We start from the raw sequence: 17,110 nt of genomic DNA on the forward strand, positions 1-17,110 counted from the left end.
TCAGTAGGTACCGAGTTCAGTATGACGATCGGTCTACCGCCGAGTGAAGTCGACAAGAGTCACACTTGCCGTGACCGGGGACCGGCTGCCCTCCCGCCATGATTCGAGTCACACGGGGCGCGGTGCAGGGTCAGCGGCAGCGGCCGCGAAAGGCGCTCAGATCGATGGCCTCGGCCATGGCCTGGTATCCGGCCGGGTTGGGGTGCAGATTGTCGGCGCCGGCGTAGCGGGGCGCGAGCACATCGGGGTCGGCGGGATCGCGCAGGGCGGCGTCGAAATCTATGACGCTGTCCGACAGGGTCTGGGTGCGGATCCACGCATTGACCCGCTGCCGCACCGGCCCGGCGAGGGGCAGGGTGGCGATGCCGTCGGAGAGCGCGTTGCCCGCGGGCATGATCGTGCCGAGATGGACCGCCAGCCCGGCGGCGTGCAGTTGCGTGATCAGGTCGGTGTAGCCCGCGACCAGCTGGTCGAAATCAACGCCGATCGGGACGCCGAGATCATTGATGCCCTCGAGGATGATGACGTCGGTGACGCCGGCCTTGGCGATGGCGTCGCGCTGCACCCGGGTCACGCCCGCCGGTCCGAACTGCGGGATCAATCCGTCTCGGGTGACCCGGTTTCCGCTGATCCCGGCGTCGACCACGGTGAACGGCAGGCCCGCCTGGTCGATGCGGCGTTGCAGGAAATCGGGATAACGGACATTGCGGTCCACCACGTTCGGATCCTGCGGCACGCTCAGGTAGGTCGCGCCGACATAGCCGTCGGTGATCGAATCCCCGAACGCGACAATGGTCGACGTGGTGCCGGGCGCCTGGACATCGAGGCCGGACAGGAACGGCATCGAGGTGGTCGGCAGCGGCAGGGCCGCACCGGTCGGTTCGTCGGTGGCGTCGCCCGTGAGCGGCAGGCTGTAGTAACTGGTGGCATTGGCATTGAAGTGCTCGGTCGGCAGCACCGTCAGGCCCGGCGCGTACACGCTCACCGCCAGCGGTTGAAAAGCCTCGAACGGCAACTCGATCGGATCACTGACCACCTCGCCGCCCGCGGGCACGGTGACGCGGGAGCTCCCGTCGAAGCTCACCTCCCGCAGCGTCTCGGCCCGCACCGCCGGGCCCGCGGCCTGCTCGGCAATGGTGACGTGCGCGAATTCGACCGGCACCGGCCGATTCCGGTTGCTCAGATGAATCCGCACCACGGACCCGCCCAGGTGGGGTGTCGCGACCAGCCGGAACGTCTGCCCGCCCACGTGCGCCTGCGGCGCCATCGACGGATCCACCGCCCCGAAGGCGTCCGAGGGCGCGGCCATCCATCCGCTCACCCATTGCGGCGCATCGCATCCCGGTGTCTGCGCCGCGGCTGTCCCCGCCGGTCCGCCGACCGCGATCGCGGCCACCGCGACCGACGCCGCGACGCCGGCATTGCGCACACCCCACCCACGAGACGCCATAGCGATCACCATCACCCGACTCAACTGGACATTTCGGCCAACGTATCCGTCGAAGATCGACTGCGCGGCCGATTCCGGCAATTGATGTCAGCCCGCGCCGCCACCGACCGTGTCCGGTCGCAGCACGGCGAGCCGGGCCGGGTCGACGAGCAGTGCGACAGCGGTCACGCGGTCGCCGGTGACCGCGAACGACATGACCGATCGGGCGGTGCCGTCCGCGCGCCACGAGATGTACCCGGGCAGCCCGTCGACCAGGACCGGCTGGTGGCGGACCACCTCACCGGAGACGTGGGCCGGGGAAAACCGCAGGTAGAAAAATCGGTGGGCTGGTGTGGGAGCGGCCTGTTAGCGTTCTGGACACCGTGACATCAGGCGAGGAGGTGAGACCCGTGCAGACAGTACCGATGTGGGGGCTCCCCCTCGTGGTCGCGGATGGGCGAACGAACTAGTCGTCGCCGGGAGCGCCTCTCTGCGTAGGCAATTCCGAAAGGTGACGACCGATGAACACTAATTCTGTAGATATCCGCCGGGTCGAATCGACGCGGTGGGAAGCCGTCGAGAACGACCTGGTGGTCGCGTGCGGCGAGGTTTCACGACGGCCCGATGGGCGGCTGTTCGCCAGTATCGACGCGTGGCACGACGACGTCTTCGATCAGATCGCGACGGCCATGCTGGCCACCCTGCGACGGCCGCTGCACACCGTGGTCGACGAGGGCGACGACGGACTGCTGTCCTGTTGGGGGCGAGCGGGTTTCGTGACCAGCAGGCGTGAGTGGGAGTATCTCGTGCCCACTGATCCCGCGACCACCGGACTGGGTGCCGTGACACCGCCCCCGGACATCACGGTGGTGCCCGCGGGCAGCGCGGAGGAGGAACCGCTGCGCGTCGTGGACCGATTCATTCGCGAGGAAGTCGAATCGACGATCGGCTGGCAGGAGGTGCCCGCCGAGCTCCTGCGCGGGCCCGGCGGCGACACCGTGGTGGATCCGACGCTGTATGTGGCCGCGGCACAGGCCGATCGCTATGTCGGACTGCTGCGCGTGGTCCAGGCGACGCGCTTGCCGCGCATCGGACTCATCGCGGTGCGGTCCGAGGCGCGGCGACGCGGCATCGGCCGGGTCATGCTGTCCGAGGCGCTGGGCGCGTTGCACGATCGCGGAATACCCACCGCGACAGCCGAAGTGAACGAATCCAATGGTGCGGCTCTGGCGTTGTTCGACAGCGTCGGCGCGCGCCGGGTCGGCGGCAACCTGGAACTGGTGCTGCGATGACGAATCCTGGCCGGAAAGGCAAGGGCATCGAGATCCAGGGCACCGTGGTCGAGTGCCTGCGCGATGCCACGTTCACGGTGGAACTGCCCAATGGGCATCGGGTCCTGGCGCACATCAGCGGCAAGATCCGGAAGAACTACATCAAGATCCTGCCCGAGGACCGGGTGCTCGTCGAGCTGAGCCCCTACGACCTCACCAGGGGACGAATCCTGTTCCGGTACCGGACCTGACGGGCGACGGGGCGGCGTCGAGTCGCCGCCCCGTCGGCTCCGGATCTACTGCGGCCGGTAGGTGTCCAGGGCGTTGGTGCGGTAGAAGTACTCCGCCTCCTGCTCGGTGGCATCGGTGGTGACGGCCTGATCGATGGTGGTGACCAGTTCGGTGTAGGTCCCCGCCATCGAGTCCACCGGCATGTTGGAGGCGAACATCAGTCGCCGCCAACCCCACAGCGCCACACTCGATTCCAGCCAGTACTCGACCGTCGGCCAGGACAGGTCCCGGCAGATCAGCCCGAACCCGGACAGCTTGCACAGCCACTGGGTCTCCTTGGCGGCCAGGGAGATCGCGTTGTGCCAGGCGGTGCGGGCCTCGGAGGAGCGCCCCTGCGGGAAGCCCAGATGTTCGAGCACCACCCGCAGATCGGGGTAGCCGGCCAGGAAGTCGATCCAGTCGAGGATCTCGCCGGGCTGGGCGACCAGGTCGAAGACCGCGTCGTGCTCCTGCAGCCAGCCCGCGACGGTGTCGGCCGCGGGTGTGTTCGGCGAGAGCCCGGCGAAGGCCCGGATGCCGCGCAGCCGCGGGGTGCGGGCCTGCTGGTCGAGGTGGTCGATCAGCTCGTCCTTGGGCAGGGTCGGGTCGATGCCGCCGACCAGCGCGAACGGCCGCGGGTCGGCGTCGGCGATGGCGTCTGCCCACCGGGTTTCGGCCAGGTACGCGTGCGGCGCGGTGGTCGCGGACACGTGCACCAGCCCGTCCACCCGGATGCCGCCGAGGCCGCGATCGAAGTCGGCCGGTAGAAAGTTCTGCGCGATCTCGGGTTTTCCGGCATCGACGAACCTCGCCAAACTCGGGTACCAGGCGTGTGCGCTGGTGTCCCACAGGTGCATGTGGGCATCGACGAGGGGGACGGTGGGCATGTTCGCTACTCCTGGACCATGATGACGCCGCCGCTGACGCTATCGAGCGCGATGGCTGTTGCAGATCCATGAATAGTCGGTCAGCGGGAATTGCGCGACACAATGTCGGCGATTCGGGTGCGGAACGCCTCCGGGGAGAACGTCGCGGCATGCTTGCGGATGGTGTCGGCGTGATAGGCGGCCGGGTCGAAATCGCGCATGGCGCGCGCGAATCCGTCGGTCACCTCCGTGTCGGTCCCGGCCGGGACGTGCTCGCCGGAGATGCCGGGCACCACGGTGTCCAGCGCGCCGCCCGCGCCGACCGCGAGCACCGGCGCGCCGCAGGCCATGGCCTCCACCGGGACGATGCCGAAATCCTCCACGCCCGGCATGAGCAGCGCGCGGCAGCGCCGGTACATGTCGAGCAGGACGTCGTCGGAGGCCGCGCCCAGGAAGGTGGTCTCCGGGCCCGCCATCGCCTCGAGCTGCTGGCGGTAGCGGCCGCCGCCGAGGATGACCAGCCGCACCCCGGCGCGCTGGGCGGCCGCGATGGCGAGGTCGGGTCGCTTGTAGGGGACCAGGCGGCCCGCGAAGAGGAAGAAGTCCTCGCGCTCGATACTCGGATCGGGGGCGAAACGGGCAACGCGCACGGGCGGATTCACCACCGACGCGGGCAGTCCCCACCAGTCGCGGACCCGATCGGCGACCGCCTGGGAATTGGCGACCACGTGTGCGAGCCGGGGCGCGGCCCGCAGTTCGTTGCGCCGGGCCAGCGCGCCCAGTCCGGTCAGTACGGCCTGCCCGGCTCGGCCGCCCGCCTCGCGGGCCCGGAACGCGCTGTCCCAGGCCCAGCGGGCCGGGCTGTGCACGTAGGCGATGACCGGTGCGGTGGTGGCGAAGGCGGCCTGGGTCGCGAAGGCGTGGTGGCTCACCACGACCGCGTCGTAGGCGTCTTCGAGGGGGAGGGTGCGAAAGGCCCTCGGCGCGAACGGGAGCAGCGGGGCGTGCGAGCGTCGTCCACTGGCGGCGTACGCCCGCGACAACCAGGTGTCGCGCACCAGCTCGCTCGCCGGCGAGGACATGGCTCCCGGCCCACCGGCGCCAGGAGCGGCGGGGCTCAGTCCCGCGGCCTCCAGCAGCGTGCGCGTGCACCGCGGGTCGGTGATGGGCGCGAAAACCGGTGCGCCGGGCCAGGTCTTCATGAACTCCGCGACCACCGCCTCGGAGCCGCCGTATTCGGTGAAGCGTTCGTGGACCAGTGCGATCCGGGGTGCCGACATCAGAACTCCTCGATCAATCCGCGAGCCGGCGCGGTGCGGCCGTGCGCCGTAGCGCCGGGGCCACGGGCCGCCCGGCGAGCAGCCCCGCGACCGTGCCCTGCTCGAGCGCCTTGCGGTAGGTCTCGGCCGCCGACCGGCAGGCGTCGACGGTGTGGTCGATATCGGCGTCGGTGTGGGCGGCCGAGTTCACGAAGGACTGGCCCAGCACGCCGCGATCCAGCAGCTCCTGCAGGAACAGCGTCCGGAACGGCTGGGACGGAACGCCTTCCGGGTCGCGGGTGAGGAACACCAGGCACGACGGCCGGCCCGCCACCTCCAGCTGGTCGGCGATGCCCAGATCGGCGGCGATGGCGTTCACCGCGGCGGCCAGGCGGCGACCGGATGCCTCCATGCGCGCCACCGGATCACCGTCGCGGTAGGCCTCGACGACGGCCCGGAAGGCCGCCAGCGACGCGGTTTCCGGCCCGTGCGTGGTGGACAACAGGAACACCCGGTCCGCGTCGGTGCGCAGGCCGCCCAGTTCCATGTATTCGCGTTTCCCGGCCAGCGCCGAGAGCGGGAAGCCGTTGGCCATGGCCTTGCCCCAGCACGACAGGTCCGGCACCACGCCGTAGAGCTGTTGCGCCCCACCGGCCGACCAGCGGAACCCGGTGATCATCTCGTCGAAGATCAGCAGGCTGCCGTACCTGTCGCACAGGGCGCGCACGCCTTCGAGGAAGCCCGGCGCGGGATCGGCCAGGGCCGTGGCCTGTTCGAGGATCACGCACGCGATGTCCTCGCCGCGCAGCACGGCTTCCAGCGATTCCAGGTCGTTGTACCGGAACTTCACGGTCGGGGCCGCCGGGATCCCGGCGTTCATCTCCGTCATTCCGATGAACCAGTCGTCCACCGAGAAGAACGGCTGATCGCAGATCGCGACCTTCTCCCGCCCGGTCGCCGCGCGCGCCAGCCGCACGGCCGCCGTGGTCGTGTCGGAGCCGTTCTTGGCGAACTTCACCATGTCCGCGCCCGGCACCAGGCTCAGGAAGTCCTCGGCCGCCGCCAGTTCCAGCTCGGTGGGCCGCGAGAAGTTGACGCCGTCGGCGATGGTCCGCGCCACCGCCTCGACCACCGGCGCGAAGCCGTGGCCGAGGGTCACCGAGCGCAGGCCCATGCCGTATTCGACGTACTCGTTGCCGTCGGCGTCCCAGACCCGGGCGCCGTTGCCGCGCACCAGGATCGGGGCCATGTCCTCGGGATACTGGTCCGCGCCGCGGGCGTAGGTGTGCGCGCCGCCCGGCACCAGTTCGTGCAGGCGCGCCTGCATCGCGCTGCTGCGCCGGTAGTCACGCATGGTGATCACCCCCGGCGGTGATGGCCCACAGGTCGTGGTCGCCGCGGTGTCCGTCGAGTCCGGTGTAGCTGCGCATGGTTCCCTCCTGGTGCAGGCCCGCGTCGGCGGCGACGGCGGCGGACGCGGTGTCTCCGGCCGCCACGGCCGTACTGACCCGGAACAGTCCGAGCCGGTCGAAGGCGTAGCCCAGCAGTGCCCGGGTGGCGGCCGTGCGCACGGCGTCGTCGGCGCGGGCGGGATCGGTCCACAACTGGATCCGGGCATTGCGATCGAACAGGTCGAGGTCGAACAGCCGGGCGGTGCCGGCGTAGGCGCCCGCGACGTCGAGGACGAACAGCAGACCGGCGGGGGAGCGGACACCCGCTGCGCTGAGGGCGATTTCGCGTAGCCACGCCGTTCCGCTGCTACCGATTCCGTCGGCGGCCACGGGTCCCGCGTTACGCACGGCCGCGGCCCGCATCGGGCCGTCGGCGGGCCGCGCCGAACGCAGCACCGTCCCGTCGTGACCGGGCAGCCGCAAGATCACCGGCCGGGCGGGCAGCAGCCGCTGCGCGGCTCGCCATACCTGCCCGGCGCGATAGCGGGCCTGGACACCGAAAAGCATTGCGGTGTCGGGCATTACCGGGGCCGGCAGCGCGTCTTCGGGTGCGCAGGGCGGCGCGGGCGGGGTGCGGTGTTCGAGGGTCCGTTCGGTCCACATCTCGGTGAACCCCTTGGGCGGGATCTCCGCCCGCGTCATCGACCACAGATCGTGATCGGCCCGCGCCCCGCCGACGTCGAAGTGCAGCCGCATCCGGCCCTCCCGCACGAACCCGATCTGCACCGCGCCACTGGTGGCGGCCGCGTTCCCCGGTGAGATGGGCGCGTTCACGCGCTCCAGACCGAGTGCGTCGAAGGCGAAGTCGAGGATCAGGCCCGCCGCGATGCCGCCGAAGCCGTGCCGCCCCAGCCGCGCGTCGATCCAGATCCCCATCTCGCCCTGCTTGGCCCGATCGTCGATATTGCCGATCTCCACCTGCCCGGCGAAGCGGCCGTCGATCTCGATCACGGTGGCCACGCGATGCCCGGTGCGGGCATTGGTGGCCGCCTCCAGGCATTCACGCACCCAGGCCTTCTCGGTGTGGCGGTCGGCCCAGCACAGCGGCGAGGTGTGCCAGAACGGTTCCAGGAAGGCCCGATCCCGCAGCCGCAGCGCCCGCCACTGCGGGAAGTCGGTGTAGCGCGGCAGCCGCAGCAGCAGGGTGCTGCCGTGTAGTCGCGCCGGTCCCAGACGCAGTGCTGTCGGCTGCCCGCTCACGAGTGTGGCCGCTGCTTTCCCAGTGACGTGGTCTTGACCGCGCCGTCGGTCCCCACCGACATCCGCCAGTACACCCCGGCCGCATCCTTCAACACGATTCCCCCTTCGCTGCGATCGGAAAGATAAGCCCCACTGTTCAATACGGCCGACAGCACCGTGCCGTCGCGGTCCTGGACCTGGAAGATGTCGGTGCCGGGCTGGAAGGCCTGCGCCACCGTGGTTCCGGCGAAGCGCGCCCCGTGGATCGCCCCGCGCCCGATCACGTGCCAGCCGTCGGGGAAGGACTTGGGATCCACGTCCTCGAACGACCCGGAGATCAGATTGATCGCGGTGCCCTCGGCCACGCCCTTGGGATCGACCCGCACTTCGATCGGCGGCGCGTCCAGATCCGGATCGAACTGCACATTGGCCAGATACGGCTGGCGGCAGCGGATCAGGTCCAGACACACCTTGCGTGCGGCCACCTTGCAGTTGACCAGTCCGAACTGGGCGGGCCCGCCGGCCGGGCCGCCGATGGCGAGCGCGGTGTCGGCGCCCTCGAACCACACGTTGGTCAGCCACCAGTCATTGGCCGGGCCGTCGACGAACACGTGCTTGTCGGTGGTGCGGGGGTCGTTGTCGGAGACGAATTCCACATTGGCCATGGCCAATCCGGCATTGTGGTCACCGCCGGTGCCCAGCACGCCGATGCGGTTGTTGGTGAGCTTCGACGACGTCACGTAGTTCTGGATGCAGGAGGTGACGATGCCGTAGCCGAAATTGTTGATGTCGGAGTTGATGACGGTGGTGCCGCCGGTATTGCGGTCCAGCACCAGCCCCCGCTGCTCCTGGAACCGGGGCGCGTTGTCGCTGAGGTGATTGCCGCGCAGCACCACCGAGTCGAAGGTGCAGCGGAAGCACTCCGACAGCCGCACGGCGGTCACCTTCGCGCCCGAGAAGTAGAAGCCCAGGCGGGAGAAGCGGACCCGCTGCTTGCGCTGCAGCGCGATGAAGGTGTCGTCACCGTCGTAGTTGATGGTGGTCACGTCCGCGCCGTCGCCCAGCACCGTCGCGTAGTCCGACAGCGCCGGGAAACGGGTGAGCACGTATTGCCCGGCCGGAATGTAGAGCACGAGGGGACGCCCGCTCACCGCCGCGGCCTTCTCGAAAGCCTCGGTGTCGTCGGCCTTCCCGTCCCCGACCGCGCCGAAGTCCTTCACATTGCGGGCCGCGGGCTGATCGGTGACGTGCGGGGACCGGAACTCGGCGCCGTCCCCGGAATCCCCGCTCGAGCACGCCGCCGCCACGGGCAGGATGGCCGCGGCCCCCAGCCCGGCCATGAGCATGCGCCGGCGCCGCACGCCGCTGCTGGTATTCGCCTCGCCGTCCGTTCCCGCCTGGTCCGTCCCCCCGCCGCCCTCGATCACCGCTTCACCAGATCGAGGGGATGCCGGACCATCTCGCCGACGCTCTTGTGCGGCCGCGAGAACACCACGGTCCCGATCATCCGCTTGTTGTCGTGGCCGAAGGTGGCCACCGCGCCGCGCACCTGATTGGAGGTGGTCTGGCCGAGTTCGATCACGCCGATGGTGCCGTCACAGCGCCGCGCCAGCGCGATGGCGTCGGCCGCCGCGGTCACCGGCGCGCACTCCACGACGATGTGGTCGAACTCGCTGCGCAGCTTGGACATGATGTCGGCGAATCGTTCCGAATCGAGCAGGTCGGGGGTGCGGAAGTCCACGCCGCCCAGCGGCAGCACATTGATCCCCACCTCGGGCCAGGGCATGACCGCCGCCGAGGGATTCCCGTTGCTGCGCAACAGTTCCGAGAGCCCGGCCGCCGCGGCCGCGGGCGTGCGCCGGGTGGAGCCGTGCCCGGTGGTGTCGGCGTCGACCAGCACCACCCGCGCGCCGGTGTCGGCGAAGGTGCGGGCCAGCCCGATCGCCACGTCCGGTTCCGAGTGCGGGGACAGCGAGGTCAGCAGCAGGCTGACCAGGTCGGGATCCTCGGTGAGCCGGGTACGCAGCCGCCGCAGCTCCCCGGCCGCGCCGGGCCGCCCGTCGTCCACGATGCCCAGGATCGGCACCGGGAGAAAGGCTTCCAGCTCGGTGGAGGTGCGCACCCGCTTGTCGAGCTTGTCACGGACCACCGCCGCGCCCACGCCCAGCATCAGCCCGGCCAGCACGCCGAGGATGTAGTAGCGCTTCTTCTGCGGGGCGCTGGGCTGGGTCGGGGTCTGCGCCTTGTCGATCACCTCGGCGCGGGCCGCGGGCGCGGCGTCGGTCTGGGTGACCTCGAGTCGCGAGACCAGCGCCCGGAACTGGGAGACCACCTCGTCGGCCAGGGTGCGCGCCCCGGCCGCGGTGGAGTCCTTCACCGTGATGACGATGATCGTGGTGGCCGGGGGCGACACCGCGGAGATGCGGCCGCGCAGATCGTTCACCGAGGCCTTGAGGCCCAGCTGGTCGCGGACGTAGGTCGCGACGGTGACCGAGTTGGCCAGGTCGACATACGAGCGCACCCGCTGCTGCGCGGCCAGTCCGCCCTGATAGGAGTCGTTGACCGAGGTTCCGGTCGCCATGGACACGTACACCGAACTCGTCGCCGTGTACTCGGTCGGCAGGGTGCTCGCGTAGCCGTAGGCCGCCCCCGTGCAGATCACCACCGCGGCAACGATTATCGGCCAGCGCCGCCGCAGCAGTCGCCAGTAGTCGATCAAACCCATTGCGCTGTCCTCGTTTTCCCGGATGGAACACCGGCCCCCGGCGGCTGCTCCACTCGTCTTCGGAATTCACCAACAACCAGATACGCCGTCCAGGCCAGCACCACGGCCTGCAGGTATTTGCCGAGCATCTCGACGGTGCCGAGGATGCCGCGCTCGAACAGCACCGGCACCTCGATCACGGACAAGCCGAGAATGGCCATGGCCAGGTACTTGCTGTAGAGGGCCCGGATCCAGATCAGCAGCAGCACGAACGTGATGGTGACCCCCACCGCCACCCCGATGTAGCCGCCCAGCACGTAGCCCTCGTTGATATTGCCCTCGGCGAGCGACACCTCCACCGTCGACATGTCCACCGACCCGCCGCGCACCTGCTCGGCCCAGGCCGCGCCGGAGCGGAACTTCTCCGCGCCCAGCAGCTGGGTGGGGATCAGACTCTGGAAGGCGTGCACCGCCACCTGCTGCGGCGTGAGCCACGAGTGGGGGCCGGCGAACCAGGCGTCGGTGGCGGCCTCGAGCAGATCGAAGCGGCGCAGCATGCTCAGGAACGGGTGCACCACCGTCGGATACTGCGCATCGACCTGCGCCGCTTCGGCTTTGGCTGCGGAGTCGGTCTTGAGCGATTGCAGCCAGCCGAAGCCGCCCAGCGCCAGGGCGATGATGCTCAGCACGCCGATCACATTGCGGCGGGTCCAGCCGGTCATGGCGAAGCGCACGGCGATGGCCAGGGCCGCGCCCATGATCGGGGTCTTGGACTGCACGGTCGCGGTCCACAGCAGTTCACCGCCGACGAGCGCGCCGACCACCAGCAGGGTGGTGCGGCCGGAGTCGCTGCGGAAGAACACGATCAGGCCGACCGCGCCCAGGGTGGCGAGAATGGTGACCAGGTTGATCAGCGGGTTGGGGCTCTCCAGTTCACCGGCCTTGCCGGTGGAGCCGGTCGCGTAGGCGGCCAGCCGGCCCAGGGTGCCGATGCCGTAGAGCAGGAACAGGGTCTGGGTGAAGACCGGGTCGCCCGCGAAAGGCGCTGTGCGCGGCGGGTTCCGCGGCGGCCGCGACCGTACCCACAGGACGTAGGCGATGATCAGGCCCGCGTAGAACCACAGGCCGAAGATCACCGGCTGCAGCACCGCCGCGATGCCGTCGTCGTAGCCGTACTCGTAGAGCCGCGGGTCGGGCACATTGTCGCCGAAGCCGGGGACGGGCTCGACCCACAGCAGCACCACCGGCCGCGCGATGAACGACAGCGACCAGTGCGCGGTCTGCGCGATGAGGAACACCCGGGCCACCCCGGGCAGGAACATCGCGGCCACGACGATTGTCGCCAGCGCGGCGGCGACCAGGAATACGGCGAACTGAGCGGAGGCCATCACTCTCCCATCACCCCCTTATGTCGCCGGGCGTGCCGCGGCGTTACCCGCTTGCGGCAAGGTCTTTTTCGCCCGGACCGCGCGGTTCATGCCAGGGCGTCGACGATCTCGCGGGCGCGGTCGGCGTAGCTGTGCGCGCCCGTGACGATCCGGTGGTGCCCGGCCTCGGCGACCTTGGCGGCCTGCTCGGGATACTTGGTGCAGCGGCGCAGGATCTCGCGCAGTTCGGCGGGGCCGGAGAACAGGTAGCACTCGGCGTCGTCCTGGAGCAGTTCGGCGTGCTCGTCGGTGCGTTCGCCGACGAAAAGCCCACCGGCGGCGGGGACTTCGAAGGTGCGGCAGGTGTGGGTGTCGCGGTTGTCGGAGTTCAGCAGCACCAGGTTGGCGGTGACCGCGGCGACGGCCGCCGAGAAGTGCTCGCCGTAGACCGCGCCGCCGACGTCCGCGCCGGTCTGCCACAGCGCGCGCACCCGCCGCCAGCCGGGGCCGCGCAGCAGCATGTCCCCGTGGTGTTCCCGGGCCAGGGAGACCAGCAGGTCCTCGCGATCGGGCCGGACCGCGCCGATGAAGCCGAGCAGGAATCGGCGCACGGTGCGGCGGGCGGTGATGTGGTGCAGCGCCGGATCATAAGCACTACGAACGAATTTCACGTGCTGCGCGCCACGCGCGGTGAGTTCGGGCACGTTGTGCCATTTGGTGGTGACGATGAGGTCCCATTCGGCCTCGTGCGCCAGGTATTCCGGGCTGGTGTTGTACGGATTGGAGACGTCATCGGGGCTGTAGTGCACATGCAGGCCGGCGCGGGCGCCGAGCAGCCGCTGCTGATCCAGGTGCACGGACTTGAACGCGAACAGCACGTCCGGTGCGAATGCCTGCGCGGCGCTGTCGATCTCGCGGTGCAGGGCCTCCACATCCCAGGGGGCGCGGCGGTGCGCGAACTTCGAGTACACCCACGGCGGCGACAGCCGTGCGGGCAGCGTCACCGCTGTGGTGTCGATGACGACCACCTCGTGTCCGGCCTGCCGGAATCCGTCGGCGAGCGAGCGCGCGTTGCTGCCCACCCAGTCATCCCCGACGAAGAGCACCTTCACGCCACGTCCCCCTTGGTCAGCAATGCGGTGGCCGGTTCGATGGGCCCGTCCCGCCGGGTCCGTTCCCGGACCATGAGCCAGCGCACCCGGATGATGTACCACAGCGCGACACCGAATTCCGCGGAAACGGTGCCATAGACCAGGCTCCACACCGAGCCGGTTCGCATGGCCACCACCAAGGCCGTCGCCGCGACGCAGGTGCCGATGATCGCGCCGATCAGCACGCCCATGGTGTCCTGCTTGACCGGCAGCACGGCGGTGGTCACATACGAGGTGATGGTGGTGGCGGGCAGAATGAGGATCTCCACGCGCAGCAGCGAGATCGCGCCGGTGAAGTCGTCGGTGTAGATCAGGTGGATCAGGGTCGGCGCCATGATCCAGACCGCCACCACCGCCAGGCACGCCAGGGTCACGCAGCCGACGATCATCTGAATCTGATTGCGCCAGAACTGATCGTCGCCGCTGCGCCGGGCCATGCGCGGCAGCAGGGCGAAACCGATCGGGTCCAGGGTGGACTGGATGGCGCGGACCAGGCGGTCCCCCGCGGAGTACAGGCCCAGCGAGGCCGCCTCGAGCACCGCGCCGTAGACGGCGGCCGACCCCTGGCCGTAACCGGTGACCAGCAGCCGGGAGGTGAAAATCGGTGCGGCCATGCGCAGTACGGCCTTCACGCCGTAGGGCCGGGCGGGCGGGCCGAACCTGCGGAAGGAATCCCACCAGGTCAGCGAGACCGTGGCGATCGAGGAGATGAGCAGGCACAGCACGGCCATGGAGGCGCTCGGGAAGCGGGGTAACAGCCCGACCAGCAGCGCCAGATAGCCGATGCGCCCCACGCCCTGATACATGGTGGAGGTCCCGAACCGGCCCTGGCCGATCAGCAGCCAGTCCTCCGACACCGACCAGAATCCGCCGGCGAAGAGCCCCAGCAGCACCATGTGCAGTTTGGGGGAGACCCCGACGGTCATGGTGGCCAGCAGCGCCGCGCCGATGATGGTCAGGGTGGTGGCGCGGATGGCGAGATAGGTGCCCCGCAGCCGGTTCACCTCGCGGTTGCCCGGATCGTCGTCGGGGACCTTGGCGGCCAGGAACGACGTCACGCCGAGGTCGACCACCAGTGAGCCGATGAAGTACGAGGACATGCCGATGGCCAGCAGGCCGGTGCCGTGCGGACCGAGCATCCGGGCCAGCAGCGGGACGGTGACCAGGGTGATGACGTATTGGCCGTACTTGCCGAAGGTCACCAGACCGATGTCGCGGATGATGCCACCGATGCCGCCCAGGCCCGACGACGATTGTTTACGGTGTTTACCGGTGTCGGTGGAAAGATCTGCGGCGGAGTCGGATTCGCCGTCGGCGGGGCGGTACGCGCCCGACGCGTCGCGCTGCGGGACGATGACGGGCAGCCGGACGGTCGGCGGTTCGATCGGGTCGCCGTAGAAGGTGGGCAGCACCGGACCCCGCGACGGGGCCGCGTAGCGGGCGGCGCGGGTCTCCTCGAACGATGCCCGGCCGAATGCGGGCCCGCGGTCGAAGCCGCCCGGGTGGGCGGGCCGGTGCGCGGCCGGGCCGTGGTCGCGGCGTGATTCGTCGTGTTCGAAGGCGGTGGCCTGCTGGTCGACCTCGGGGATGCGGTGCCGCAGGTGGCGGCGCTGCCGCAAGCGGCTCAGGGTGCCGAGGCTCTCCAGCTGCACAGTGGGCGGGTCGTAGGGGAGCGGGTCGGTCGGATCATCCACGACGCCACCGCTTTCCGGGCAGGCCGGTCAGGAATTCGGTGACGGTCCGGCCCGCGGCGGCCACGTCGAAGTCCCGCGCGCGCAGTCGCGCGGCGTCGGCCAGTTTGGTGCGCAGTTCCGGATCGGCGATCAGGCGGTCCAGGGCGCGGGTGAGTTCGGCCCGGTTCCCGGCGGTCACCAGCAGGCCGTTCACGCCCGGGTCGACGATCTCCTCCGGGCCGCCCGGCCGGGTCGCGATGACGGCGCAGCCCGCCCGCATGCCCTCGACCACGACCTGCCCGAACGGTTCGGGCAGCACCGAGCAGTGCACGAGGATATCGGCGTGGCGCAGATAGGATTCCGGGTCGTCCACGTGGCCGGTGAAGGTCACCGGGAGGCCGAGGGCGGTGGCGTGCACCTCGAGTTCGGCGCGGTAGGACTGCTCGTCGAAGAAGGTGCCGCCGACCAGGAACACCTCGCGCGGCAGGGTTTTCGCGTCGGCGAGGGCGCGCAGGAACAGGTCCTGACCCTTCCACGGGGCGAGACGGCCGACCACGGCGATGACGGTCTCGGTGGCGGGACGCTGGCCCTGCGGGCGGGCGTCGCCGAGGATCCCGGAATCGGCCGCGGACTCGGCTGATTCGTCACCGGCGGGGAATTCGACGCCCGGGTAGGCGACCACAGCCCGGCGTCGCCAGGTGTAGAGCGAGGCCAGGGTGCCGCGGCTGTTGGCGATGACGCCGCGGGCCACGACCCAGCCCAGCACCCGGATGATCAGCGCCAGCGCGCGGCCGAAGTAGTCGCGCGAAACCCGGTCGTGCACATGCCACACCAGCGGCACCCCGGCCCGGCGCGCGGCCACCGCGCCCATGAGCATCGCCTTGGTGCTGCCCGCGACCAGGACCGTGGCCTCCAGTTCGCGCACGGTCGCGCCCAGGGTCCAGCCCAGGCGCAGCAGGCCCGTCGCGCCGACCAGCAGGCTGCGGACCCCGGCCTTGTCGATGGTCATGGCGCGGGAGTCGAAATCATTGCGCACGACGCGGGTTTCGATACCGCGCTCCGCCATCAGGCGCAGCATCGGGCCGTCCTCGGTGTACACCACGGCGGTGCGTCCGGCCGGCATGGCCGAGACCAGTCGCAGGGTCGCCAGTTCGGCCCCGGAGGGGGCCGCGGTGTGTGCCAGGAAGACGGCCTTCAGGGTCATCGCGCGGTGAGCTCCGTATACAGGTCACGGTGCCGCCGGGCCGCGACGGCCCAGGAGAACGTCTCCGCATGGGCGCGGCACTGTTTCGGGTCCGGCCGCACCCCGTCCAGGGCCGCGACCAGCCGGGCGGCGAGCGCCTCGGCATCGCCCGGCGGGACGATGAGCGAGGGATCGAGGTCGCGGACCGAATCCGGCAGGCCGCCGCAGTCGGACACCACGGGCGGGCGTCCGGCGGCGAGGGATTCGAGGGCGATGAGGCCGAAGCCCTCCAGGGCCAGCGACGGCACCACGGTGAGATCGGCCCGGGTGTAGAGGTCGGTGAGTTCCGCGTCGGACACCGTGCCGGTGAACCGGACGGGGGAGTGCGGCTCGTCGCCGAACAGGCTCGCCGCCAGTTCCCGCAATTCGGTCTCGGCGGTGCCGGTTCCGACGATCACCAGCCGCGCGTCCGGATGCCGGGTGGCGACCGCGGACCAGGCGCGGAGCAGGACGTCGATGCCCATGCGTTTCTCCAGCCGCCGCACGCACAGCACGATCCCGGAGTTCGCGTCCGGCTCGGTGGCGATGAAGCGGTCCAGATCGACGCCCGGCGGAATCACCCGGACCTTGTCCGCCCGGATGCCGTAGTCGCCGACCAGCAAACGCCGGAAATGGTCGGACAGCACGACGAATCGGTCGGCGCGGGCGTACCGCAAGCGCTCGACGAGGTACTTGGCCCGGACCGCGCGCGGACCCTCGCCCGCCAGGCGGCTCTCGGCGGCCCACGGTCCGTGGAAATGGACCACCAGCGGGTTCCGCACCGCGGCCGGACCGTACAGGCAGAAGTGCCGGTCGATCACGGTGTCGCGGGTGAGCGCGTCCCGATCCAGGAACGCGGTGCGGGCGCGATCGAGGGTGGAGCCGCCCGTCGGTCCCCAGGAGCGCGCCCCGGCGGGGGCGTCGCCGAAAGCTCTTGCGCTGAGCGCTATTCCGTTGTCGCGGGCGAGCGCGTCGTAGAGATCGGTGAAGTACCGATTCAGTCCCCCGTGAGCGGCCGTGAACCACTCCGACCCCGTCATGAACACCCGAATGGGCCGTGTCAAAACCCTCACCCCCGGGTCCGTCGCCCACATTCGGACCGACATCCCGATCCGAACGCCCTTGCAGCGCAAGTGTATGCCAATCCGGGGGTGGAGGAGGGCTAACGAACGGCAATCATGCGACTGACCAGTCCGTGTGGCGAGAAAGATCAAGTCGCGCCGGGGCGGGCCGGAATGAATTCCGAATTATGTTGTGACACAGAATAA

The 17,110-nt window shown here is 70.1% G+C and carries 15 protein-coding genes; 2 read left to right on the forward strand and 13 right to left on the reverse strand.

Annotated features, from left to right (window positions below; genetic code table 11):
• Positions 1-130: 130 nt before the first annotated feature.
• Positions 131-1,450, reverse strand: coding sequence for a GDSL-type esterase/lipase family protein (locus tag ABZ382_RS06175; protein ID WP_357084892.1), 1,320 nt, complete (start codon positions 1,448-1,450; stop codon positions 131-133).
• Between the two features lie 87 nt (positions 1,451-1,537).
• Positions 1,538-1,726, reverse strand: coding sequence for a hypothetical protein (locus ABZ382_RS06180; protein WP_357084895.1), 189 nt, complete (start codon positions 1,724-1,726; stop codon positions 1,538-1,540).
• Between the two features lie 224 nt (positions 1,727-1,950).
• On the opposite strand from ABZ382_RS06180, the gene ABZ382_RS06185 reads away from it, so the two are divergent.
• Together ABZ382_RS06185 and infA are read left to right on the forward strand one after the other, a co-directional pair.
• Positions 1,951-2,721 carry a GNAT family N-acetyltransferase gene (locus ABZ382_RS06185; protein ID WP_357084898.1) on the forward strand — a complete coding sequence of 257 codons (771 nt, stop codon included), beginning with the start codon at positions 1,951-1,953 and terminating at the stop codon, positions 2,719-2,721.
• The gene (infA, locus tag ABZ382_RS06190; protein ID WP_357084901.1) at positions 2,718-2,951 is read left to right on the forward strand and encodes a translation initiation factor IF-1; all 234 of its coding nucleotides are present in this window, start codon (positions 2,718-2,720) and stop codon (positions 2,949-2,951) included. The genes ABZ382_RS06185 and infA overlap by 4 nt, the downstream gene beginning before the upstream one ends.
• 45 nt (positions 2,952-2,996) lie before the next feature.
• Here the strand turns inward: infA and ABZ382_RS06195 are convergent, their stop codons facing one another.
• The 11 genes from ABZ382_RS06195 to ABZ382_RS06245 form a co-directional block, all read right to left on the reverse strand.
• Positions 2,997-3,857 (reverse strand): amidohydrolase family protein, encoded by an 861-nt coding sequence (locus ABZ382_RS06195; protein ID WP_357084904.1) that lies wholly within the window; start codon positions 3,855-3,857, stop codon positions 2,997-2,999.
• Positions 3,858-3,937: 80 nt separating this feature from the next.
• On the reverse strand, positions 3,938-5,116 hold the full coding sequence (locus tag ABZ382_RS06200; protein ID WP_357084907.1) for a glycosyltransferase: 1,179 nt from the start codon (positions 5,114-5,116) through the stop codon (positions 3,938-3,940).
• A 13-nt stretch (positions 5,117-5,129) separates the two neighbouring features.
• Positions 5,130-6,449, reverse strand: coding sequence for a glutamate-1-semialdehyde 2,1-aminomutase (locus tag ABZ382_RS06205; RefSeq protein ID WP_357084908.1), 1,320 nt, complete (start codon positions 6,447-6,449; stop codon positions 5,130-5,132).
• A complete protein-coding gene (locus ABZ382_RS06210) occupies positions 6,442-7,746 on the reverse strand; it encodes a GNAT family protein (RefSeq protein ID WP_357084911.1) in 1,305 nt (434 codons plus the stop codon). Before ABZ382_RS06210 ends, ABZ382_RS06205 begins: the two co-directional genes overlap by 8 nt.
• Complete coding sequence (locus tag ABZ382_RS06215) at positions 7,743-9,071, reverse strand: glycosyl hydrolase family 28-related protein (RefSeq protein ID WP_357085890.1); 1,329 nt, start codon at positions 9,069-9,071, stop codon at positions 7,743-7,745. Before ABZ382_RS06215 ends, ABZ382_RS06210 begins: the two co-directional genes overlap by 4 nt.
• A 77-nt stretch (positions 9,072-9,148) precedes the next feature.
• Positions 9,149-10,450, reverse strand: a complete 1,302-nt coding sequence (locus ABZ382_RS06220; protein WP_357084914.1) for a Wzz/FepE/Etk N-terminal domain-containing protein — start codon at positions 10,448-10,450, stop codon at positions 9,149-9,151.
• Entirely contained in the window at positions 10,441-11,817 is a 1,377-nt protein-coding gene (locus tag ABZ382_RS06225; RefSeq protein WP_357084916.1) for a hypothetical protein, read from the reverse strand. Before ABZ382_RS06225 ends, ABZ382_RS06220 begins: the two co-directional genes overlap by 10 nt.
• Before the next feature lie 86 nt (positions 11,818-11,903).
• The gene (locus tag ABZ382_RS06230) at positions 11,904-12,908 is read right to left on the reverse strand and encodes a glycosyltransferase (RefSeq protein ID WP_357084919.1); all 1,005 of its coding nucleotides are present in this window, start codon (positions 12,906-12,908) and stop codon (positions 11,904-11,906) included.
• Complete coding sequence (locus ABZ382_RS06235) at positions 12,905-14,188, reverse strand: oligosaccharide flippase family protein (protein ID WP_357085892.1); 1,284 nt, start codon at positions 14,186-14,188, stop codon at positions 12,905-12,907. The genes ABZ382_RS06230 and ABZ382_RS06235 overlap by 4 nt, the downstream gene beginning before the upstream one ends.
• A gap of 445 nt (positions 14,189-14,633) precedes the next feature.
• Positions 14,634-15,824, reverse strand: coding sequence for a glycosyltransferase family 4 protein (locus ABZ382_RS06240; RefSeq protein ID WP_357084922.1), 1,191 nt, complete (start codon positions 15,822-15,824; stop codon positions 14,634-14,636).
• Complete coding sequence (locus ABZ382_RS06245) at positions 15,821-16,882, reverse strand: glycosyltransferase family 4 protein (RefSeq protein WP_357085894.1); 1,062 nt, start codon at positions 16,880-16,882, stop codon at positions 15,821-15,823. Before ABZ382_RS06245 ends, ABZ382_RS06240 begins: the two co-directional genes overlap by 4 nt.
• Positions 16,883-17,110 lie beyond the last annotated feature (228 nt).

Source organism: Nocardia sp. NPDC005825 (genome assembly GCF_040630175.1).
GTDB lineage: Bacteria > Actinomycetota > Actinomycetes > Mycobacteriales > Mycobacteriaceae > Nocardia.

What these genes read in the sequence shown, in the direction of transcription:
- ABZ382_RS06175 (WP_357084892.1), bottom strand. Translation starts at nt 1,450, where the DNA reads ATGGCGTCTCGTGGGTGGGGTGTGCGCAATGCCGGCGTCGCGGCGTCG.
- ABZ382_RS06185 (WP_357084898.1), top strand. Translation starts at nt 1,951, where the DNA reads ATGAACACTAATTCTGTAGATATCCGCCGGGTCGAATCGACGCGGTGG.
- infA (WP_357084901.1), top strand. Translation starts at nt 2,718, where the DNA reads ATGACGAATCCTGGCCGGAAAGGCAAGGGCATCGAGATCCAGGGCACC.
- ABZ382_RS06195 (WP_357084904.1), bottom strand. Translation starts at nt 3,857, where the DNA reads ATGCCCACCGTCCCCCTCGTCGATGCCCACATGCACCTGTGGGACACC.
- ABZ382_RS06200 (WP_357084907.1), bottom strand. Translation starts at nt 5,116, where the DNA reads ATGTCGGCACCCCGGATCGCACTGGTCCACGAACGCTTCACCGAATAC.
- ABZ382_RS06205 (WP_357084908.1), bottom strand. Translation starts at nt 6,449, where the DNA reads ATGCGTGACTACCGGCGCAGCAGCGCGATGCAGGCGCGCCTGCACGAA.
- ABZ382_RS06215 (WP_357085890.1), bottom strand. Translation starts at nt 9,071, where the DNA reads ATGCTCATGGCCGGGCTGGGGGCCGCGGCCATCCTGCCCGTGGCGGCG.
- ABZ382_RS06220 (WP_357084914.1), bottom strand. Translation starts at nt 10,450, where the DNA reads ATGGGTTTGATCGACTACTGGCGACTGCTGCGGCGGCGCTGGCCGATA.
- ABZ382_RS06225 (WP_357084916.1), bottom strand. Translation starts at nt 11,817, where the DNA reads ATGGCCTCCGCTCAGTTCGCCGTATTCCTGGTCGCCGCCGCGCTGGCG.
- ABZ382_RS06240 (WP_357084922.1), bottom strand. Translation starts at nt 15,824, where the DNA reads ATGACCCTGAAGGCCGTCTTCCTGGCACACACCGCGGCCCCCTCCGGG.
- ABZ382_RS06245 (WP_357085894.1), bottom strand. Translation starts at nt 16,882, where the DNA reads ATGACGGGGTCGGAGTGGTTCACGGCCGCTCACGGGGGACTGAATCGG.